Origin of the sequence: Octadecabacter ascidiaceicola, from assembly GCF_900185015.1 — a bacterium.
Classification (GTDB): Bacteria; Pseudomonadota; Alphaproteobacteria; order Rhodobacterales; family Rhodobacteraceae; genus Octadecabacter; species Octadecabacter ascidiaceicola.
Map to the genome: position 1 here is coordinate 810,717 of NZ_FXYD01000001.1, position 19,627 is coordinate 830,343.

General features: G+C 55.2%; 21 protein-coding genes. 10 read left to right on the forward strand and 11 right to left on the reverse strand.

Annotation, left to right across the window (positions count from 1 at the left end):
• The first annotated feature begins 339 nt into the window (after positions 1-339).
• Genes OCA8868_RS04020 through OCA8868_RS04045 form a run of 6 tightly spaced genes read left to right on the forward strand, consistent with a single transcriptional unit; the run spans position 340 to position 4,350 of the window.
• The gene (locus OCA8868_RS04020) at positions 340-762 is read left to right on the forward strand and encodes a DUF2141 domain-containing protein (RefSeq protein WP_093995220.1); all 423 of its coding nucleotides are present in this window, start codon (positions 340-342) and stop codon (positions 760-762) included.
• A 4-nt stretch (positions 763-766) separates the two neighbouring features.
• Positions 767-1,378, forward strand: coding sequence for a TetR/AcrR family transcriptional regulator (locus OCA8868_RS04025; protein ID WP_093995221.1), 612 nt, complete (start codon positions 767-769; stop codon positions 1,376-1,378).
• The gene (locus OCA8868_RS04030; RefSeq protein ID WP_143849494.1) at positions 1,357-1,608 is read left to right on the forward strand and encodes a hypothetical protein; all 252 of its coding nucleotides are present in this window, start codon (positions 1,357-1,359) and stop codon (positions 1,606-1,608) included. The genes OCA8868_RS04025 and OCA8868_RS04030 overlap by 22 nt, the downstream gene beginning before the upstream one ends.
• A 12-nt stretch (positions 1,609-1,620) precedes the next feature.
• Positions 1,621-2,775 carry an aromatic ring-hydroxylating oxygenase subunit alpha gene (locus OCA8868_RS04035; RefSeq protein ID WP_093995223.1) on the forward strand — a complete coding sequence of 385 codons (1,155 nt, stop codon included), beginning with the start codon at positions 1,621-1,623 and terminating at the stop codon, positions 2,773-2,775.
• Positions 2,772-3,818: a ferredoxin--NADP reductase gene (locus OCA8868_RS04040; protein WP_179214767.1), complete on the forward strand. Its 1,047-nt coding sequence runs from the start codon at positions 2,772-2,774 to the stop codon at positions 3,816-3,818. The genes OCA8868_RS04035 and OCA8868_RS04040 overlap by 4 nt, the downstream gene beginning before the upstream one ends.
• Positions 3,811-4,350, forward strand: a complete 540-nt coding sequence (locus tag OCA8868_RS04045) for a hypothetical protein (RefSeq protein WP_093995225.1) — start codon at positions 3,811-3,813, stop codon at positions 4,348-4,350. The genes OCA8868_RS04040 and OCA8868_RS04045 overlap by 8 nt, the downstream gene beginning before the upstream one ends.
• A 141-nt stretch (positions 4,351-4,491) precedes the next feature.
• Here the strand turns inward: OCA8868_RS04045 and OCA8868_RS04050 are convergent, their stop codons facing one another.
• The 3 genes from OCA8868_RS04050 to OCA8868_RS04060 are packed head-to-tail and all read right to left on the reverse strand — an operon-like array spanning position 4,492 to position 6,881.
• Positions 4,492-5,403, reverse strand: a complete 912-nt coding sequence (locus OCA8868_RS04050) for an NAD(P)-dependent oxidoreductase (RefSeq protein ID WP_093995226.1) — start codon at positions 5,401-5,403, stop codon at positions 4,492-4,494.
• 45 nt (positions 5,404-5,448) lie between these two features.
• Positions 5,449-6,000, reverse strand: coding sequence for an isochorismatase family protein (locus OCA8868_RS04055; RefSeq protein ID WP_093995227.1), 552 nt, complete (start codon positions 5,998-6,000; stop codon positions 5,449-5,451).
• Between the two features lie 14 nt (positions 6,001-6,014).
• Entirely contained in the window at positions 6,015-6,881 is an 867-nt protein-coding gene (locus OCA8868_RS04060; protein WP_093995228.1) for a HalD/BesD family halogenase, read from the reverse strand.
• A 123-nt stretch (positions 6,882-7,004) separates the two neighbouring features.
• On the opposite strand from OCA8868_RS04060, the gene OCA8868_RS04065 reads away from it, so the two are divergent.
• On the forward strand, positions 7,005-7,874 hold the full coding sequence (locus OCA8868_RS04065) for a LysR family transcriptional regulator (protein WP_093995229.1): 870 nt from the start codon (positions 7,005-7,007) through the stop codon (positions 7,872-7,874).
• Between the two features lie 290 nt (positions 7,875-8,164).
• On the opposite strand, the gene OCA8868_RS04070 is transcribed toward OCA8868_RS04065, so the two are convergent.
• The 3 genes from OCA8868_RS04070 to OCA8868_RS04080 all read right to left on the reverse strand — a co-directional run bounded on the left by OCA8868_RS04070 (position 8,165) and on the right by OCA8868_RS04080 (position 11,196).
• Positions 8,165-9,646, reverse strand: a complete 1,482-nt coding sequence (locus OCA8868_RS04070; protein WP_093995230.1) for a tripartite tricarboxylate transporter permease — start codon at positions 9,644-9,646, stop codon at positions 8,165-8,167.
• Position 9,647: 1 nt separating this feature from the next.
• Positions 9,648-10,130, reverse strand: coding sequence for a tripartite tricarboxylate transporter TctB family protein (locus tag OCA8868_RS04075; protein WP_093995231.1), 483 nt, complete (start codon positions 10,128-10,130; stop codon positions 9,648-9,650).
• A gap of 79 nt (positions 10,131-10,209) precedes the next feature.
• Positions 10,210-11,196, reverse strand: coding sequence for a Bug family tripartite tricarboxylate transporter substrate binding protein (locus OCA8868_RS04080; protein ID WP_093995232.1), 987 nt, complete (start codon positions 11,194-11,196; stop codon positions 10,210-10,212).
• 106 nt (positions 11,197-11,302) lie between these two features.
• Between OCA8868_RS04080 and OCA8868_RS04085 the strand changes: the two genes are divergently transcribed.
• The 3 genes from OCA8868_RS04085 to OCA8868_RS04095 are packed head-to-tail and all read left to right on the forward strand — an operon-like array spanning position 11,303 to position 14,314.
• Positions 11,303-11,971 (forward strand): response regulator, encoded by a 669-nt coding sequence (locus tag OCA8868_RS04085; protein WP_093995525.1) that lies wholly within the window; start codon positions 11,303-11,305, stop codon positions 11,969-11,971.
• Entirely contained in the window at positions 11,961-13,328 is a 1,368-nt protein-coding gene (locus OCA8868_RS04090; protein WP_093995233.1) for a sensor histidine kinase, read from the forward strand. Before OCA8868_RS04085 ends, OCA8868_RS04090 begins: the two co-directional genes overlap by 11 nt.
• The gene (locus tag OCA8868_RS04095; protein ID WP_093995234.1) at positions 13,307-14,314 is read left to right on the forward strand and encodes an ABC transporter substrate-binding protein; all 1,008 of its coding nucleotides are present in this window, start codon (positions 13,307-13,309) and stop codon (positions 14,312-14,314) included. Before OCA8868_RS04090 ends, OCA8868_RS04095 begins: the two co-directional genes overlap by 22 nt.
• Positions 14,315-14,370: 56 nt before the next feature.
• Here the strand turns inward: OCA8868_RS04095 and OCA8868_RS04100 are convergent, their stop codons facing one another.
• The 5 genes from OCA8868_RS04100 to OCA8868_RS04120 all read right to left on the reverse strand — a co-directional run bounded on the left by OCA8868_RS04100 (position 14,371) and on the right by OCA8868_RS04120 (position 19,481).
• Positions 14,371-15,294, reverse strand: a complete 924-nt coding sequence (locus tag OCA8868_RS04100; protein WP_093995235.1) for a glucokinase — start codon at positions 15,292-15,294, stop codon at positions 14,371-14,373.
• A gap of 3 nt (positions 15,295-15,297) precedes the next feature.
• The gene (locus tag OCA8868_RS04105; protein ID WP_093995236.1) at positions 15,298-16,395 is read right to left on the reverse strand and encodes an ABC transporter ATP-binding protein; all 1,098 of its coding nucleotides are present in this window, start codon (positions 16,393-16,395) and stop codon (positions 15,298-15,300) included.
• A gap of 5 nt (positions 16,396-16,400) precedes the next feature.
• A complete protein-coding gene (locus OCA8868_RS04110; RefSeq protein ID WP_093995237.1) occupies positions 16,401-17,294 on the reverse strand; it encodes a carbohydrate ABC transporter permease in 894 nt (297 codons plus the stop codon).
• A complete protein-coding gene (locus OCA8868_RS04115; RefSeq protein WP_093995238.1) occupies positions 17,287-18,159 on the reverse strand; it encodes a carbohydrate ABC transporter permease in 873 nt (290 codons plus the stop codon). The genes OCA8868_RS04110 and OCA8868_RS04115 overlap by 8 nt, the downstream gene beginning before the upstream one ends.
• 71 nt (positions 18,160-18,230) lie before the next feature.
• Positions 18,231-19,481 carry an ABC transporter substrate-binding protein gene (locus tag OCA8868_RS04120; protein WP_093995239.1) on the reverse strand — a complete coding sequence of 417 codons (1,251 nt, stop codon included), beginning with the start codon at positions 19,479-19,481 and terminating at the stop codon, positions 18,231-18,233.
• Between the last annotated feature and the right edge of the window lie 146 nt (positions 19,482-19,627).

The window sequence follows — 19,627 nt, forward strand, 5'->3', positions numbered from 1 at the left end:
CAGGAGAACTCTATTGTACCAGCAGAGGCATGCACACCCAAATCAATCCAGTTTGGAACCAGAGGCGCTACATCGCTGCTGTGCGTGAGCGTTTGGCTCAAACCGGATATCGACCGATCCCGACTATTCCGCGTCGTACCTTTCCCAAAGCGGACCTTGACAGTGTAGCGCAGCATTTACGTTGGGCCGATGGTCGCCATGCCGACCAAGTTAGAATTCGCTACGGCGGCACGAATTTCCGCAGTTAGGTCTTGGTAACATTAAATTGTCATTATTGACAATATACTGGGTGCGCCGCATATATCTGTCACTAATGACAATTAGTAGACTGATTTCCTGATGCGAACTGCGCTGCCCTTACTTTCTTCATTCATTGCCGCAACCGACCTAAGCGTGATGGCGCAAGACATTTGTACCGCACCGCTCAACATAACCGTGAATGGAATTCAGAACGGCAATGGTGCAGTTATCATTGCTGCATTTGAGGCGTTGGACGTTCAAAACGCTGTCACTCTCACCTTTGTTCCGGCGGCGTCCAGTTCTGTTTCTGTTACTTTGCATGATCTCCCGATTGGGAACTATGCTGTCGCTGCGATGCACGACGAAAACATGGATGGCGACCAGAACATGGACGGAGATGTGCCGACCGAGGGCTATTCCTTTGTTGCAATAGGTCCGAGCGACCTGACGCCAAAGTTTGAAGACGCAATCGTTGCTGCCGGTGATGATGCGCGGTCGGTTCTTCGTATGAAATATTGGTGATATCATGGTCGGACGCCCGTCGAACCGAGATGAAAGATATGAACAGGTCATGCAGGCGTTGGTGCATTGTGTGGCACGGTTCGGAATTGAAGGGGCGACGTTGGCGGCGATTGCTGAGGAGGCGGGGCTATCCCGCCCCTCGATCCGCCACCATCTGGGAAACCGCGATGACATTCTGAAATCCCTTCAAGACTATGTTCTTAAAGCGTTCCGCGATCAAACCGACGCACTGGCGTCTGCTTTGCCAGATGATGAACCTGCGATGGCCCTCATCGACATTCTATTCTCGGACGCGGGCGGCACGGACCCTGAACTGACCCTGGCATTTGCCGCTCTGACGGCTCGATCAGCGGATGACATAGACCTCAGGACCGCGTGTCGGGCCTCCATCTCACAATTTGAGGCCAGGATTGCGCAAGCGATCAAAGCCGAGCAACCCCGTGCAGATCAATCCACTTGTGATCAGTCGGCCCAAGGCATCGCGGCGCTCTACTTCAACGTGATGTCACTATCGCCGCTCGCCATGTCAGGAACATGGAAAACGAACGCGCGAGAGAACGCACTTAAACTTTTGAAAAACCTGAAAGAACCAAAATGTCTCAATCACGCATGTTGAACTACGTATCCTTCGCGTTGCTGATGGCTGCGACGGCCATGGGCTATCAATCGCTCTGGGGGGTGTTGTTTCTCTACTGGACGATCCCGAACTTCTATTCCGGCTACGCATTCCTGCTGTCGAATGTCACCCGCGATGAAGACCCGGTCCTGTTCTGGTTGATCCAGATTGCATGGCTGGTTCTTGGCCTAGTGATGGTCGCCGCCGATTTCTTCCCAAGCATGGCCTAAGGAGCAGTTCACATGACCAATATGCTACATCTGTTGCCGGTTGAGGCCTACACGAGGCAAGAGTGGTTCGACCGCGAACAACGCGACATCTTTTCAAAGACCTGGCGCTATGCGGGCTTTATGGAAGACGTCTCTGAACCGGGCCAATACATCACCGTGCAGGCGGGGCTGAACAATATTTTCATCGTTATGGGCCGTGACCGTCGCCTGCGGGCCTTTCACAATATTTGCCGTCATCGCGGAACGCAACTGATCCGAGCGGTCGGCAAGACCCAAAAGGCGTTGACCTGTCCCTATCACGACTGGACCTATGACCTTGAGGGCAATCTGGTTTCGGTGCCCGAGGAGGAAGAAGAGTTTGGCAAGGTCGACAAATCATGCCTTGGGCTGAAGCCTGCAAAGGTCGACATCTGGAAATCCATGCTCTTCGTGCATCCAGACCCTGACGCACCGTCGATCACAGAATGGTTTGGGCCGGTCGAGGCGCATATCGGCCCGCATGTTCCCGAAGACCTTGTTGAGTACGAAGAACTTAACCAAAGCTACGAAATCAAGGCGAACTGGAAAGTGGTCGTCGAGAATTACATCGACGTTTATCACCTAAGCCATCTGCATTCCGGCACGCTTCAGATGTATGATCATAAGGCTGCAAAATTCCACTGGGAAGGCCCGCACTATATGTTCTGGGAACCCCCTGTCGAAAGTTTCGCTGCGGACCAGGAAAAGAAACTGATCGCGCCGCGTGTGATCCCAGAAGACATGAACGGCGCGTGGGTGCCGATGCTTTGGCCCGGGATCGGCCTTGCCGCGTCTGAAGATGGTTGGAACGTGTTCATCATCGAACCGCTCGGCCCCGAGTTGACCCGCGTTTCCAACCGTGGCCGTGTTTCGGAGTCGTCGGGCTGGGAATTTGCCAAGCAATCCATGCGGTCTTCCTATTTCTGGACCAAATTCGGCCTTAGCGGAAAATATGCCGATTACGACGCGATGGACGACAACGACCCGATGGTCAGTGGTGACTTCACGGCAGAGGATATCTATGCCTGCGAGCAACAGCAGGCATCCCTGAAGTCACCATTCTTTGAAACCGGCCCAGCGGGTAAAGGCGAAAGCCCTGTGGTGGATCACCAGAAAGTCGTGCTGGAATGGTTGGGAGAGGTCAAATGAGCGGCGAATATACCCCTCTCACCGTCCGCGAAACCCGTGAAGAAATCGGCGGCCTGGCCAAGACCGTGGTTTTTGACGCCCCCGATTGGGATTGGACGGCGGGGCAACATCTGCCGATCCGGCTGGTCATCAATGGCGAAGAAGTGCGGCGCAGCTATTCGATCTCGGCCTCTCCGCACACCGAAGATGGTCTGCGCATCTGTGTGAAGCGTGTGAAAGACGGATTGGTGTCTAACGTCATCAATGACACGATCAAGGCAGGCGACGTGATCGAGGCCGCCGCGCCAAACGGCACCTTCACGCTCGCCCCCGGTGGCACCAAACGACGCACTCACTACTTCTTTGGCGCGGGATCCGGCATCACCCCGCTTTATGCAATGCTGACCTCGGTCATGGCGGCGGAACCAAACTCCTTCGCGCATCTGGCCTATGGCAACCACAACGAGAATTCGATCCTGCTAGAGGATGAGTTGAACGCTATTTGGCAGGCAAATCCGGATCGCATGTCGATCCACCATGTCTTCACCAAACCCGGCTGGTGGTCTTCGGCTGAGTATTGGCGCAACGGCTACATCGACAAACCCGCGATCGAGGCGTTGATCGCAGAAAACCCGCCCTACGCACAGGACGCGCAGTATTATGTCTGTGGGCCGGGCGGAATGAACGGAGCTGTCAAGGCGGCGCTCATGTCGCTCGACGTGCCAGTGGATCGAATCCACATGGAAAGCTATGGCGGATCGGCGAAACTGGATACCAGCGTCGAAAGCATGGCCGCCACGGCCCAAGTGACCCTGTACGGCCAGACCCAGAACGTTGCCATTACCAAGGGGCAAACGGTGCTCGAAGCTGTCAAAGCCGCCGGACTAAAGCCGCCGTTTTCCTGCCAGTCCGGTGTTTGCGGATCGTGCAAAGCCAAGCTTATCAAAGGCGAGGTCCACATGCGTGCCTACATGGCGCTTGAGGACAAAGACATCGACGACGGCGCGATCCTTTCCTGCCAGTCTTTGGCAGCCACGGACGCCATTGAGCTGACCTATGACTAAACCCTTCAACAGTAACGAGGCGGGTGCCTTCTATCTCGCGACGATCGCGCTGGCCCTCGCCTCTTGGCAGGTCAGTTTCAACCTCGGTGCATACGGGGAAATCTTTTACGCCGACTTGATGACCCTTTGGATTGTGTCTTTGGCCGCTCTGTTCGGGGCGCTGGTCGTTAGGCGCACCAAAGAAGGCGAAAGCTACGCCACTTGGTGGGGCGTTATCCTGCTCGCTACGCCGACTGTGCTGATGACCAGCGCACTTTGGCAAACCACGCTCCCGTGGTTGGTCGATCTATTGGAATGGGGCGCATTGTTGTCGATCCCCTACGTCGGCTTCATCTTGCTCAGCGTGTCGGCTCAGGAAGCTATGGAAATAAAAGACAGGCGGCTGTTGATATGGCTGTTGGTTGGCTTCGTTTCGCTCAATGCCGTGAGTTACCTTGCGGGTGCGAACAACGCATTGTTTTTCGCCTGCGATGATTTTGTAAGAGCTGGCGATCAGGCACCAATGACTTGCTGGAGACAGCTTGTGAACTAGCTACTTTTGACTGATCTAAACGTAGATTCCTCATGGTCAGTCGCTGCCCATGGCGGAGCTTGCCGGAACTATGGACTTGGTGATCTTTTGCTGGAGATGCTCCTAAGTCCCCAATCAAACGATTTGGAGGCACCTCTCTGGCTACTTCTCCCAATGCGGCACCCAATCGCCATCAAGACGCAGTGAGACGCCGGCGGCATCTTCTTCGAGTTTGACCACATGCAGCTCGCCTTTGTCGCCGCCATATGTCTCTCGGGCTTTCTCAAATTGGGCGCAAACCAATCGGGTAGCCGGGGCCGGTGTCCCTGCATCATCACAGGCCTCGACTATAAGCCCCAGATCCTTTTGGCACAGGTCTAGCGTGAAGGACGGATCGTAATGCCCGGCAAAGACCGAAGGGGCGTCGTGGTGCATGCACCAGCTTTCACTGGCCCCGATCTTTAGGGCCTCCCATGCGCGGGACAGTTCAACGCCGGATTTCACGGCCATGACCAGTGCTTCGCCCATCGCCGTGGCGTGAATGGCCCAAAGTTGGTTGCTGGCCAGTTTGGTAATTGATCCGCTGCCACTTTCGCCCATGTAATGCATCGGTCCCATCAGTTCCATCACGGGGCGGATGCGCGCGATGGTCTCTTCGTCGCCACCCGCAAATTGAGGCATGTTACCGGTGCGGGCCCCATCAACGGCCCCAGAAACCGGCGCATCGACGGCTTGGACGCCTTTTGCGGCAAGTTCACCGCCAAGTTCGCGCGCGAGGTTGGGTTGATTGGTGGTCATATCGACCCAAACCTGCCCAGCCCCCATCGCTGAGAGAAGACCGTTTTCACCGCGCACCACCTGTTCGATCTGCTTAGGGCCAAAAACCATCGTGAAGACGATGTCGGCATCCTTGGCGGCATCCGCTGGCGTGCCCGCCCAAACCGCCCCAAGTTCAAGGTGTCGCAACGCGCGTGCGGGGTCCAAATCACATACGGCCAACTGATGCCCGCTCTTGATCAAATTCAGGGCCGCCGCCCCACCCATCGTGCCAAGCCCGATAAAGCCAATTCGCATGGTTCGTCTCCTGAAATTTGGCAAACGGCTGCCGATGTGTGTTGATTAGACAGCAGAGAGGATCTCTTCAGTCGATTGAACCGCGCCAAATTCGCCATGAAGATTTGCGAGCGTCACCGAGTGGATTTGCTCGGCAGAATGGGCAACCCCGTCGGGGCCGGTCGCGCCATAGGCCCACACAGCATCGGAGGCATAGATCATATCAAACCCGAGACTGCTGGCAGATCGTGCCGCGGATTCAGCGCAATGATTGGCCGTTGCGCCACAAATGACCACGCGTTCAATGCCCGCATCCCGAAAATCTGATTGCAGCGTGGTACCGCCAAACGCGCTTGAGACATGTTTGATGATCACTTGTTCGCCGCCCTTAGGGGCTGCAAATGGCTGAACAGCAGCGCCTGGTGCGTCTGGATGAAACGGGTCGTCCGCATCTGTGCCGTGGTGGTGGACATGGACGATCTTGTCGCCGGACGCGCGGAACTGTGACAGCAACCGCGCAATGTTTTCGGAGGCTTGCGGGCAGGATCGCGCGGCACCGGCAGCGTCTTCATGGGCAAGCGCCATTTGCACATCAATAACGAGGAGAGCAGTTTTCATCGAGATTTGTCCTTTTATGCCTGCGCCAACGCAGCTTTGCGGTCTGCCAGAATTTTTTCGACACGTTTGCCATAGATGCGCACGTTGATGTCGTCACTGATGACACGGCCCATCTGTTCATCATAGGTCATAATCGCCGTAATTCTGGGATGTGTGCCAAAGACTTCGGTGACGCCATGTAGGGAATACCCGCCACGGAACAAGGTGAATGTCCCTGCGCCCCGATCGAACTTTTGTGCGTGCGACATGTCCCCCGCCAGCAGGCGATCCACGGCGTCGCGGTCTTCGCTCTCGTCGGTGCGGGAATTGGGCAGGAAGGCGAAGTCGCCGCCGCTTTCAGCCGCTTTCAAGAGCAGCGTAACGGTGCATTCCGTCGTATCATAATGCCATGCGTGCCAACTCCCGGGGTGAAGCGCCACAACGTTCAAGGCCTGAAACTCATCCGCGCAACGATAAAGCACGGACTTCTTTTGCACGCGCCGCACAAAATCCGTCAGGAGATCAGACCTATAAAGCTGCTGGATGAGCGTCTCTGCGGGCAATTGGTCATCGGCCAACTGGGTTGCGACATGAGTATATTCGCGACGTCGAGGATCATCTTCGGGCAGAGAAGGATCAATCGCCCCTTGATAGATGTTTCGCTTGATGGTCAGAACCTCCGCACTCGGCAGCAGGTTGCTGGCTTCATCTTCAAGGGCAGTAAGTGCATCCGGGCGGATGAAACCATCAAGGTTGCACCAGCCGTGGGTATCCATATGATCCTGACATTCCTTCAGAAACGCAGCCCCCGCACCTGAGTCCAGATCAGCAATTGGATAGCGTGCAAGATCGACAAGGTTCAGGGCCATGTCTGTTTCAGCTCCAAGATCGGCCTTTGACATAGTGCTCTCCTAAAAAAAATCGGTGGGTGCTCGGGTGGGTGTTTTCCATTGGTAGACTTGAAAATTCCAGAAGATAAACGAAACTATTTCCCTCGATGAACATAAATAACTTATGCTAATCGGATGAAGCAGAACCTCAATCTGAATTGGCTGAGAACTTTCGACGCCGCCGCGCGCCATCTAAGTTTCACAGCCGCAAGCCACGATTTGGGCCTGACCCAAACTGCCGTTAGCCAACACATCAAGGCGTTAGAGACCAAGTTGGGACAAAACTTGTTCATTCGGCGTGCCAGAAGCCTGCAGCTGACAGAGATCGGACAAGCCTATTTGATCTCGGTTCGCGATGCACTTGAACATATTGACTTCTCGACCAGCGGGCTCTTTGGGCCGGAGCTGCGAACCACGATCGTCGTGCGGGCCTCTGCGGCAATGATCATCTGGTTGTCAGCGAGGGTGTCTGACTTTCAGGACAAATACCCAAACACTGGGATCAAACTGGTGACGTCGCTTTGGCAAAACGAGATGGAAAAACACCCCGTAGATGTCGAGATTGTGCTAGCTGCACAAAACCAATCCGACCACCGTATGGTGAAGCTCTCGGAAGAAAGAATCGTTCCCGTTTGCGGCGCGCGCACTTCAGCAAACATCCTTACGCCTGTGGATTTGATGCAGTGCGAAAAGGTCCATGTTCTGGGTTTTGATGACCATTGGGCCCGCTATCTCTCGGCCAATGGTCTGCCAACGGGCGTCGTTTCCCCGCGTATCGTTGTTGATACCTCTGTCGCAGCCTGTGAACTGGCCGCCGCCGAAAACGGGTGCGCCATTATGTTCGAAAGGTTTGCACAACAAGCGATCGAGGCAGGAAGACCAATCAGGATTGTCGGGGAGCCTGTCTCAAACGGTCAGTCTCACTACGTCATCCAGCGGAACTCAGCCTCATCTGAGAAACGCGCCTCAGCGGAATTTTGTGAATGGCTGACAACATGCTTTTAAGGAGTTCGGCGCATTCTCGGGTTTTTTATGAGGCCAGTCTGGAAAATCACGCGGTAGCCAGCAGGCAGCCATTCGTTGACCTTGGAGATTTAGCGCTGAGCGGACGTCCAAGGCGGTGCTGCATCTCGCCTCTACTGAAGAAATGCCGGCACCACTCACGGCCCTAAGCCGACATTCATCCTCGACTTCAGCGCTGCCGTGCTGCAATCGCGGGGCCAGGAAGCAGAATCGCCGCAGATTTCACTGGCACCTACCTTTGCTAAGCCTGGCCGCCCCCAGAGATACAGAGTTCACTTTGCAAGGCGTGTACGCAGGACGGGGACGATGATCAAAGCCGCAGCGATCAACAATAGTCCAAGCGTCATAGGCCGCTCCAAGACGAAGGACACTCCACCATAGAGCTGCATGGACCGCGAGAAGTTGTCCTCCATCATGCCGCCAAGGATGAACCCAATCAGAAGTGGCGGCAGTGGATAATTGGCGAATTTCAGTGCAATGCCGCAAATACCGAACCCGACAAGCATAAGCAGTTCTGTCGCGTTGTTCTGACCGATGTAGGCGCCCATTAGGGTGAAGAACAAGATGAACGGGATCAGGAAATTGCGCGGAATGGCCAGCAGTTTGGCGATGTAGGGGATCAAAGGCAGGTTGAGGACCAACAGCACCAGATTGCCGATGAACATCGACATAATGACTGCCCAGAAAATCTGTGGTTCGTCGATCATCAGGCGCGGTCCGGGTGTGACGTTCAAAGCGATCAGCGCACCCAGCAGAATGGCAGTTGTACCTGATCCGGGAATGCCAAGCGTCAAGAGGGGTACAAAAGACCCAGTGCAGGCCGCGTTATTGGCGGTTTCCGGTGCGGCAAGTCCTTTGATCGACCCTTTGCCAAACTCTTCTTGCTCATGTTTCGGTGCGATGTTGCGCTCGACGGCATAGCCAAGGAACGAGGCGATTGTTGCACCTGCCCCCGGCAGAACGCCGATGAAGAACCCTTGAACGGATTGACGACCAATCACGGGCGCAATTGCGCGGGCTTCGGCACGGGTGATGCGCAGGTCTTTGATTTCGCCGCCGTCATCCCCGAGGTTCTTTGGTTTCAACACAAGAAAAATCGCTTCGGGCAAGGCAAACATGGCCATGGCCAGCGTAATGAAACCGAAACCCGATTGCAGATCCATGATCCCAGCGGTGAAACGGGGCATGTTGAACAGCGCGCCTTCCCCGACGGTCGCCATGATCAGACCGAGGATCGTCATCAGGAGTGCTTTGGTCACCTGGCCGGGGCCCGCAAAAGCCGCAATGGCCGACAAGCCCACAACCATGAGCGCGAAGTACTCTGGCGAGTGGAAGAGCAGTGCAACGGTCGACAGCATGGGTGCGAAGATCATCAACAGGATCGCGCCAATTGTGCCGCCCGCAAAGCTGGCGATGGCGGCAATGGTCAGCGCCTTACCTGCTTTGCCTTGCTGCGCCATCGGGTAGCCATCAAAGGACGAAGCCACTGTGCCTGCGACGCCGGGCGCATTGAGCAGGATGGAAGACGTCGAGCCGCCAAAAATCGCCCCGTAGTAAACGCCCGCCAGAAGGATCAGCGCGGCGGATGGATCGCCCATCGTGATCGCCACGGGGATCATGATAGCGATGATCGACATGGGCCCGAGGCCGGGCAACATGCCAATGAATGTACCGATTAGGCACCCACCAATGACGACCAACAGGTTTTGTAAGGACAGGGCCGTTTGCAGGCCAATCAGGATACCTTCAAGCATGTCAAACTCCCATGAACATTGGCAGGGGGCGCAAGAAGATGCCGAGCACTTCTTGAACCAGATACCAGACGGATCCGGTTGCAATCAGCGCAACGGGGATCATCACGTGCCATTTGCGTTCGCCCAAGATGAACGAACCAATGATAAGGAATGCCGACGTCGAGAATAGAAACCCGAGTGGGCGCAAGCAAAGGGCGTAAACGACCATCAGGCTCAACAGCAAAAGCGCTTGTCCGAGGAAGTAATCAGTCAGACGGCGGTGATCGATTTCGCCGATCTTTTCTTCGCTCTTCTCAAGTCCAGTCAGGATGATGAACGAGGCGGCGATGCCCAAGACGGACAAAACTTTGGGGAAACTGCTCGGCCAGACAGGGTTTCGCCGCATGAACGGCGCAAGGCCGGCATCCATGGTGAACCATGCGGTGTATCCATAGACGATACAGATGCCCAAAAGAATAAGTGCGATCCAGCGATCCAAAGCCATTCGAAACCCCTCCCCAAGAATTGTAGTTCGATAAGGCGGAGCGCCTGAACGCTCCGCCTCTTTGACGTTTCGAGGGTTTCTAGAGGAAGCCCAATTTCGTCATCAGATCACCAATTACGGTTTCCTGCTCTTCAAGGAAGGTGCGGAACTCATCACCTGAGTTGTGAATGTTGACCCAGCCGTTACGTGCGCGGACAGTTTCCCACTCTTCGGTTTCATACATCGCTGCGATAGCCGTTTGGTATTCCGCCAACTTTTCGTCGGACATGCCCGGAGCGCCAAAGAAGCCACGCCAGTTTACGAAGAAGGTGTCGATGCCCTGCTCCATCATGGTCATGGCCTCTGGTGCCGCGTCAACGCGGTCCTCAGACGTCACACCGATGATCTTAACTTCGCCTTGGTTGGCCAGATCGACAGCTTCGGAGAAACCGGTCGACAGAGCCTTAATTTCGCCTGACAGCAAAGCTGCCATTGCGGTGCCACCAGCGTCGTATGGAATGTAGTTCACACCAAGCGCGTCACGACCGGATGCCTCCATAACCATGGCTGCAACAAGGTGATCCATACCGCCTGGAACAGAACCGCCACCGATGGGTGTGCCAGCCGGATCAGCGTCATAAACGGCAAGGAAATCTTCCATGCTGGAAATGTCGCTGCCTGCGGGAACAACAATCGCCGCGTAATCGCCAATTGTGCCGGCAACCAGAGTCAGATCGCGGAAGTTATGCGGGAACACACCTGTGAGCGAGCGGATAACGATGGGCGTCGAGTTCACCATCAAGGTGCCTTCAAGGCTTTCTGCGTTTTCGATCATGTAACCGATCGCAACACCACCGCCGCCGCCAGACATGTTTTCGTAAGACGCCGTTCCGACAAGGCCGGATTCTGTCAGGGCTTCGCCTGTGCCGCGTGCTGTGCCGTCCCAGCCGCCGCCAGCGCCGCCTGGAATGATGAAATGGATCTCATCGAGCACCTGGTGCCCGTCTGCGAAGGCTGGTGTTCCAAGCCCGAGTGTTGCGACCGCAGTCGCGATCAGGGCACGGCGGCCCAATTTCAAAGTTGTCATTTTAGTCTCCCATTTGGTAGCCGTTCTCCTCACGGCACCGTTTGAAAAGCTAAACACAGCAACCTGACACAAACCTGTCATGCACCAAAAAGGTATAACGCCAGCGATGAAGTTCCTTCTTGTAGAAGACAATTTAGAACTGGCTGATGCCGTGGCCTCACGCATCCGCTTGGATGGTCATACTGTTGATCACGCTGCAAAAATTGCCGAAGCGGTCGCCTTTTCTGACACCGCTGACTATGATCTGATCTTGCTGGATATTATGTTGCCGGACGGCGATGGACGAAGCTTTCTAAAACAACATCGCGCCCGTAAAAACCTAACACCCGTGATTGTTTTGACCGCACGCAGTCAGGTGTCCGACAGAATCAGTTTGCTGGATTTGGGGGCGGATGATTATCTGACCAAACCGTTTGATCACGCCGAATTGCAGGCGCGTTGCCGCGCGGTTTTGCGCCGCAACGCAGGCTCTGCCCAATCGGTGCAGACCATTGGGGACGTCGAATTCGATGCCGTCTCGGGTCTGCTTCACGTCCATGGCAAAGCGATCAACCTGCGCAACCGCGAACTGCGATTGTTAGAACTTCTAATCACCGCAAAGGGGCAGGTCTTCTCAAAGCAAAAACTCGTGGATCGGCTTTTCTCTTACGATGATGACGTGTCCGAAAACGCAATCGAAGTCTATATCGGACGCCTGCGCAAACATCTGGAAGGGTCTAGCGTGCGGATCGTGACTCTGCGCGGAATAGGTTACAGGCTAGAGCATGACACCTGAGGTCAACGTCTCTGGCTCCTTGCGCAACCGGTTGGTGGTGATCCTGACCGGCGGGGCTGCGTTGTTGGCCATCATCTTATACGTCGTGGTTCGCATCTTGGCCGCACAGATTGCTCAGCAAGGGCAAGACAACATCCTGAACGCGTCGATGTCCTCCATATTGGACACAGCCGTTCTGCAGGATGGACGGGTGGCACTTGATTTCCCGTATTCGTCCTTGTCAATGCTCACCACCGGTGCGGATGACAGGGTTTACTATGCCATCTACGAAGACGAGACCCTTTTGTCTGGCTACGACTGGCTTGTGTCGCCACGCGATCTGGCATCCGATGGCACCCATTTTGAAAGCACGACATTTGCCGACGACCCATTGCGTGTCGCGACGGGGTCGCGCACTTTGATTGGGCCCGATGGCCCCCGGAATGTGTTTGTGTCCATCGCGCAAACGCAGGACGCATTGTCCGACACATTGAACGCCAGCACACGAAATGTCGCGTTGCTTGGGTTGGGCTTCTTTGTAATGTCATCCGCTGTCGCGATCTGGGCAGCGTCCACGACCAGCGGTCAAATGCGCCGACTGGCAACATCCGTGACACGACGTGGCCCGCAGGATCTAAGCCCCGTCGCCAAACCCGTTCCGACGGAGATGGCACCTTTGGTTGGGTCCTTGAATACGTTCATGTCACGGCTGGATCATACCTTAACCCAATCCGAAGACTTTATCGCCGAAGCCGCGCATCGCATTCGAACCCCACTGGCAACGGTTCGTTCTCATGCCGAAGCAACATTGCAGCGGGTAGAACGCACGGAAAATCGCAAATCACTGCAGGCCATGGTGCGCGCGATAGATGAAAGCAGCCGCGCAGCGGGGCAGCTGCTAGACCACGCCATGGTGACGTTTCGCGCCGAAAACCTGGAACGCTCCGAAGTTGACTTGGCTGACTTGCTGGATGAATTGGTCTTGCGCATGACACCCGTTGCGGAGATGAACGACATCACGCTCACCACTAAGTTAGATCGTCCGGCCATGCTGCTGGGGGATGCGATCTTGCTGCAAAATGCACTACGCAACCTGATCGACAACGCGCTGAAGTATGCGCCGGCAGAAACGGACGTCATTGTGAAGGTAACAAATGCCCCGACCCTAACCGTGAGTGTTTCTGACGAGGGGCCGGGCTTTGCGGATGATGAAATCGAGACCCTCTCTGGGCGTTTTGTTCGCGGCAAAAACATGGGCAACAAGGTTGGGTCCGGCCTAGGGCTGACCATCGCTCAAGAGGTTGCCGCAGCCCATGGCGGGACCATGTCTTTGACCAACAAACCGGAAGGCGGCGCATGCGTTACCCTATCGTTCTGATCGCTTTGCTGACCCCAATCGCGGGCTTCACCCAAGATTGGGAAGACAGACAAGTATTTGGTCAAAGCGAGGCTGCGCCTTTGCGCATTCTGTCCAGCACGGACACGTCCTTCTTTGCCCCGATCATCGAAGACTTCATTGCCGCGTCACCAGACATCTCTGTCGAGTACCTTGTCACGGGGACCGCCGACATTGATCTCATCTTCCGCGCGTCGCCAGAGCAGTTCGACGTGGTGATCTCCAGCGCGATGGACCTGCAATTGAAGCTGACAAACGATGGCTTTGCAGCGCCTATCGAGGACGTTGATCATCCAGATTGGGCGCAATGGCACAACAGGTTGTTCGCGTTCACGTCTGAACCGGCGGCCATCGTTATCAATCGCAACGCGATGGGTGACCTACCCGTTCCAAGCAACCGACAGGATCTGATCGAACTGATGCGCGGGGACCCTGAGCGTTTTCAAGGCCGGGTCGCAACGTATGACGTCAGGCTATCGGGGTTGGGCTACCTCTTCGCCACTCAAGACGCCCGCGCGTCCGAGACTTATTGGCGATTAATGGAAGTCATGGGTCGCTTGGGCGCAAAACTCTACTGTTGTTCGGGCCAAATGATCGACGACTTGCGAGAGGGCGAATTGATCATCGCGTACAACGTATTGGGAAGCTACGCGCGCAAAGAGGCCGAGGCGTCAAATGAGCTGATGGTAATACTTCCCTCAGATTTTCCGATAACCATGATGCGAACCGTCTTGGTTTCCACCGATGCCTCAAATGAACAAAGTGCTCAAAACTTCGTTCGGCATCTCTTGAGACTTGAAGCGACCGGCGACCCCGCAACGTTCCCTCTGCCGCCTCTGGTTCGTTCTGATGAAAACGCGCCACAGCGAACCATCAACCTGAATCCGGCGCTAATGACCTATTTGGACCAGATGAAACGCGACGCGTTCATTCGCGAATGGGAAGACGCGATTGTACAGAACGATTAGGACACGCCTCGTTTCGAATTGCGGTGTAAGAAAAACGAGGTTCACACGGACTACACCTAGCTCGTTTGCACGAACGCAGTGCACCCGTTGAGTGCCGCGTGGTCATCCAAAATTGTGAACAGATCAGAAGGTTGTACGTCTCGGATATCGCAATGCCTTGCAAAGACTTCAGTACAATGACCCGCCGCTTTGGCAGTTACCGCCCTCGCTACGCTGCCTGCAAGGTAGATACCGGAGTCCGGCATGTAGACCAGACACAATTCGCGTAACAGTTGGCCGAAGAGGGCCGCGTATTGATCCACAGCAGAAGTTGCAAAGGTCGCATCCGATTGTCCGTACGTTGCGATTGCGTCGACACCCTGAAGCTTGTTGTCATTGCTGACAATCTGGCAATATGCACTGAAGCCCCGACCTGAAAATAAGGATTCAACGGTTGGAAATCTGTCAACTTGCACGCCGTTCTTTTCAAGGCCTTTAGATATGCTGAGTGGCATTGAAATATGCCCTGCCTCAGCGCTCAGGCAATTCACCGAACCCTTGGTCTTGATGATGGCGCTCGCATTGAAGCCGGTTCCAACCCCGACAACCAAGGATTGCCCGACCTGCGGATTTTGGCTCTGGCCTCTGTAGAGGGATTGGAGGCTTTTAGGCGTAAGAACAGACACCGCATGTCCCAATGCGGTTAGATCGTTCAGTAGAGTTGCCTGCCTGATACCGAATGCCTTTTCCAGCTGAGCTGATTCAATGATCCAACTTCGATTGGTCAATTCAGCCCGGGCACCTCTGACAGGACCTGCGACAGCGATGACCATTTCACGGACCTGCGCGGTCGATTGGCCCTCAAGGTAGCCCGCCAACATTTCGTAGAAGTGGGGCCAATGGTCATTTGCGTAGCTTTGGATCGTCTCTGGCACGATCTCGCCGTTTTCACACAACCCGATACGCGCGTTGGTCCCCCCAATGTCAGCTACTAAACGCATGTACTAGTTCAATCGAAGCCCAGTTTCAGGTTCAAAGTAGGACACCTTGCCAAGATCAAATGTAAGGCGTTGGGATTGACCCGCTGACGCGGATGTTTCGGCGTGCAGTCGCGCTGTTACATGTTTGCCGCCAAGCTGCATCACCGCAAAAGTGTCGGCGCCGGCAGGTTCGACGATGTCGATCACGCAATCCGCTTCCTGCGTCTCTCCGGCGCGGCCAAGTGCGGCATCGGCAATGTCTTCGGGACGCACACCAAGGATCACATTCTCGGGCAAGTCTTTGTTGCGTGTATCGGTCAAAACAATCGGATCACCGTCTTTGCGGTCTATTTCAACCAGCATCCCTTTACCGTTCATACGGGTTCTGGCGGGGATAAGGTTCATCGCAGGGGATCCCATAAAGTCAGCAACGAACAGATTGGCGGGACGGTTGTAGATTTCCGCAGGGGTGCCGATTTGCTGGATGATCCCGCCCTTCATCACGACGATTTTGGTGGCCAATGTCATGGCCTCGATCTGGTCGTGGGTGACGTAAACCATGGATGCCCCAAGGCGTTGGTGAAGTGCCTTGATTTCGGTGCGCATTTCAACGCGCAGTTTGGCATCAAGGTTAGACAGAGGTTCATCGAACAGGAACAGCTTCGGATCACGCACAAGTGCGCGCCCCATGGCCACACGCTGGCGCTGACCGCCGGACAATTGCCCCGGTTTACGGTGCAGAAGTGGTTCGATCTGAAGCTGCGTCGCCACTTGGTTGAGCTTGGCGTCTTGTGTCGCCTGATCAATGCCGCGCACCTTCATGCCGAAGGTGATGTTTTTGGCAACTGTCATGGTCGGGTACAAAGCGTAAGATTGGAACACCATGGCGATGTCGCGATCCTTGGGGCTAACGTTGGTCATGTTCTGACCACCGATGAACAAATCGCCGCCTGTAATCGGCTCCAGCCCTGCGATGCAGTTCAGCAGCGTGGATTTACCGCAACCCGACGGGCCGACGAGGACAAGGAAATCGCCTTCGTCTATGGACACATTGATGTCTTTCAGGACTTCGGTGCTGCCGTAGTTCTTAAACAGGTTCTTCACTTCTAGAATGGGGGCCATGGAAATTATCCTTTCACAGAACCTGCGGTCAGACCGCGGATGAAATATTTGCCGGCGACGACATAGACGAACAGAGTTGGCAGGGCGGCGATGATCGCAGCGGCCATATCAACGTTGTATTCTTTGACGCCAGTGGTTGAGTTTACGATGTTATTGAGGGCGACCGTCACAGGCTGTGTGCCCGCTTGGCTAAAGCTCACGCCGAACAGGAAGTCGTTCCAGATTTGGGTGAATTGCCAAATGACAGTCACAACGATGATCGGCAAAGACAGGGGCAGGAAGATCGACCAGAAGATGCGGAAGAACCCTGCGCCGTCAACTTTCGCCGCCTTTGTCAGCTCTGATGGGATGCTGACGTAATAGTTGCGAAAGAACAGCGTGGTAAAGCCGAGGCCATAAATCACGTGCACAAAGATCAGACCGGGAATAGTGCCCGCGACGCCCATGATCCCTAACATCCGCGCCATTGGGAGCAGAACCACCTGAAACGGAATGAAGCAGCCAAAAAGCATAAGTGCAAAGAAGATGTTTGCACCTTTGAACCGCCATTGCGCCACAACATAGCCGTTCAGTGCGCCCATGAGGGTCGAGATCATAACGGCAGGAATGGCTATAAGCAGCGAGTTCAGGAAATAGGGGCGCACGCCTTCGCATTGGATGCCCGTACAAGCAGTCGACCATGCGGTGCGCCACGCATCAAAGGTGACTTCGCGGGGCAAGGAGACCAGATCGCCTGTGCGGATTTCATCCAGCGATTTGAGCGAGGTTGTGAGCATCACAAACAGCGGCATCAAATAGAACAGTGCGAACAGGCCCAGCAGGACATAGAGCACGATGCGCAAAACCATTTTGGTCATCTGGCTCTGGCCGCGGGAGGGGTTATAAGGCAAATCAGTCATCTTTGGTCCTCAGTTCCGAATAAAGGTAAGGGACAACAATCGCGAAGACGACGAGCATCATCACCATGGCCGAGCTGGCGGCCTGACCAATATCACCACGCGAAAACGCCATTGCGTACATGTAGGTCGCGGGGAGATCGGTGGCATATCCAGGGCCGCCTCCGGTCAAGGCAATGACAAGGTCAAAGGACTTAATCGCGAGGTGGGCGAGCACGATAAACGCGCTGAGGAAAATCGGGGCCATCGACGGAATGATGATGGCAGAATAGACGCGCCATGTGGGAATTCCATCGACCTGCGCGGCCTTGATGATTTCTTCGTCCACAGACCGCAGGCCAGCTAAAAACAACGCCATCACGAAGCCAGAGCTTTGCCAGATCGCGGCAATAACAACCGTGTAGATTGCCTTGTCCGGATCAACGAGCCATCCGAACTCGAAACCGGCAAACCCCCATCCTTGGACGGTCGCCTCAATCCCCAGTTCGGGGTTCAGGATCCACTTCCATGCGGTGCCGGTGACGATCATCGACAGGGCCATCGGGTAAAGATAAATCGTGCGGATCGCGCCTTCGGTGCGGATTTTCTGGTCTAGCAGAATGGCCAGAAGCAGGCCCAGCACCATGGCGATCACAATAAACAGCGTGCCAAAAATGGCGAGATTGACCATCGCGGTTTCAAAGCGCGGAGATGCGGCAAGGCGTTCATATTGAATGAAGCTGTCAATCTCGTAGCGCGGCATCAACCGCGAGCGAGTCAGCGACACCCATGCGGTCCAGGCGATAAAACCATACACAAACACCATGACGATGATGAATGATGGCGCCAATACGATCTTTGGCATGTTGTCTTGCAACCAGCGTGTCATGTGATGTCCCCCCTATTGTTTGGTGGCCCCACCCCGAACGGGATAGGGCCGACTTCAATAATCGTTAGCGATTACAGGGAGTTCGCAACTGCATCCGCCAACATCTGAACAGCCTCGGCGGAGGACATATCAGAGTTGAAGTGCGCTGTCACAACATCCGTGATCGCGCCGGACTGCGCACCAAACAGCGCCATGCCATGTGCGTAAGATGGCATCAGTGTGCCGCCTTCGTTGGTGGACGCCATGTCAGCCGCGGAAATCTGTGCACACTCATCAAAGCCGGACAGATCAACGTCTGTACGTGCTGGGATGGAGCCTTTGTTCATGTTGAACACTTCTTGGAAGTTTGGCCCCATGATGAGTTCAGCCAAAAGCGCCTGACCAGCTGCTTTTTCCTCACCGTCAACTTCGAACATTGCAAAGCTGTCGACGTTGTAAAGGTAACCATCACCCGGAGTGGACGCACATGTGAAATCAACACCCGGCACTTTACCAGCAGCAATGAATTCACCTTTTGCCCAGTCACCCATGATCTGGAAAGCGGCTTCGCCGTTCATGACCATTGCAGTAGCGAGGTTCCAGTCACGACCCGAGAAGTTGTCGTCAACGTAGCCGCGCATGGTGCGCATCTGGTCGAAAACAGCAACCATCGTGTCAGATGTCAGTGCTTCTGGATCAAGGTCTACGAGGGCTGCCTGATAGAATTCAGCTCCGCCAAGACCAAGAACAACAGTTTCGAACACTGTCGCGTCCTGCCAAGCCTGACCACCGTGTGCGAGCGGGATGATACCCGCCGCTTGCAGTGTTTCGGCTGCAGCGTTGAACTCGTCCCAAGTCGTCGGCATCTCGATACCGTTAGCGGCAAGGATTTCTGTGTTTGCCCAGATCCAGTCAACGCGGTGAACGTTTACAGGGGCCGCACACCAAGTGCCTTCGCACTGCATGTGTGCTGCGATGGATGCTGGCAGCAAGTTTGCCCAATCTTCAGCTTCTGCAACGGCAGAGATGTCAGCCAGAACGCCCTCTTGGAACCATTCCTGAATGGCTGGGCCTTTAATTTGCGCTGCTGTCGGTGCGTTGCCAGCCAGAACACGTGCACGCAGTGCTGTACCAGCCGCGTCACCGCCGCCGCCAGCGACAGGCATGTCAGTCCAAGTGCCGCCGTTGGCCGCAAATTCTTCTTGTAGAACTGCAACGGACTTAGCTTCGCCGCCAGATGTCCAGTAGTGCAGAACTTCTGCTTCAGCGTGACCTTCAGCAAAAGCTGCGCCAGCGGCACAAACTGCAATCGCGGATGCGGTGCTCAATACGTAAGATTTCATTTTGGTTTCCTCCCAAAGAAATGCCCATCACGGGCAGAGTGCCGTGACCTTGGTGCCCCAGCTCCAGCCATGCAACGGCTGGGATGCGGCCTTTCACACTGATCATGCAATTATTCGGCAGGTTCGTTACACAACGTTACGAATGC

Excerpts from the sequence above, each read along its gene's own strand:
- OCA8868_RS04035 (WP_093995223.1), top strand. The coding sequence starts at position 1,621 with ATGACCAATATGCTACATCTGTTGCCGGTTGAGGCCTACACGAGGCAA.
- OCA8868_RS04115 (WP_093995238.1), bottom strand. The coding sequence starts at position 18,159 with ATGACACGCTGGTTGCAAGACAACATGCCAAAGATCGTATTGGCGCCA.
- OCA8868_RS04045 (WP_093995225.1), top strand. The coding sequence starts at position 3,811 with ATGACTAAACCCTTCAACAGTAACGAGGCGGGTGCCTTCTATCTCGCG.
- OCA8868_RS04090 (WP_093995233.1), top strand. The coding sequence starts at position 11,961 with ATGACACCTGAGGTCAACGTCTCTGGCTCCTTGCGCAACCGGTTGGTG.
- OCA8868_RS04050 (WP_093995226.1), bottom strand. The coding sequence starts at position 5,403 with ATGCGAATTGGCTTTATCGGGCTTGGCACGATGGGTGGGGCGGCGGCC.
- OCA8868_RS04060 (WP_093995228.1), bottom strand. The coding sequence starts at position 6,881 with ATGTCAAAGGCCGATCTTGGAGCTGAAACAGACATGGCCCTGAACCTT.
- OCA8868_RS04070 (WP_093995230.1), bottom strand. The coding sequence starts at position 9,646 with ATGCTTGAAGGTATCCTGATTGGCCTGCAAACGGCCCTGTCCTTACAA.
- OCA8868_RS04020 (WP_093995220.1), top strand. The coding sequence starts at position 340 with ATGCGAACTGCGCTGCCCTTACTTTCTTCATTCATTGCCGCAACCGAC.
- OCA8868_RS04025 (WP_093995221.1), top strand. The coding sequence starts at position 767 with ATGGTCGGACGCCCGTCGAACCGAGATGAAAGATATGAACAGGTCATG.
- OCA8868_RS04120 (WP_093995239.1), bottom strand. The coding sequence starts at position 19,481 with ATGAAATCTTACGTATTGAGCACCGCATCCGCGATTGCAGTTTGTGCC.
- OCA8868_RS04085 (WP_093995525.1), top strand. The coding sequence starts at position 11,303 with ATGAAGTTCCTTCTTGTAGAAGACAATTTAGAACTGGCTGATGCCGTG.
- OCA8868_RS04080 (WP_093995232.1), bottom strand. The coding sequence starts at position 11,196 with ATGACAACTTTGAAATTGGGCCGCCGTGCCCTGATCGCGACTGCGGTC.
- OCA8868_RS04055 (WP_093995227.1), bottom strand. The coding sequence starts at position 6,000 with ATGAAAACTGCTCTCCTCGTTATTGATGTGCAAATGGCGCTTGCCCAT.
- OCA8868_RS04100 (WP_093995235.1), bottom strand. The coding sequence starts at position 15,294 with ATGCGTTTAGTAGCTGACATTGGGGGGACCAACGCGCGTATCGGGTTG.
- OCA8868_RS04075 (WP_093995231.1), bottom strand. The coding sequence starts at position 10,130 with ATGGCTTTGGATCGCTGGATCGCACTTATTCTTTTGGGCATCTGTATC.
- OCA8868_RS04105 (WP_093995236.1), bottom strand. The coding sequence starts at position 16,395 with ATGGCCCCCATTCTAGAAGTGAAGAACCTGTTTAAGAACTACGGCAGC.
- OCA8868_RS04030 (WP_143849494.1), top strand. The coding sequence starts at position 1,357 with ATGTCTCAATCACGCATGTTGAACTACGTATCCTTCGCGTTGCTGATG.
- OCA8868_RS04065 (WP_093995229.1), top strand. The coding sequence starts at position 7,005 with ATGAAGCAGAACCTCAATCTGAATTGGCTGAGAACTTTCGACGCCGCC.
- OCA8868_RS04095 (WP_093995234.1), top strand. The coding sequence starts at position 13,307 with ATGCGTTACCCTATCGTTCTGATCGCTTTGCTGACCCCAATCGCGGGC.
- OCA8868_RS04110 (WP_093995237.1), bottom strand. The coding sequence starts at position 17,294 with ATGACTGATTTGCCTTATAACCCCTCCCGCGGCCAGAGCCAGATGACC.
- OCA8868_RS04040 (WP_179214767.1), top strand. The coding sequence starts at position 2,772 with ATGAGCGGCGAATATACCCCTCTCACCGTCCGCGAAACCCGTGAAGAA.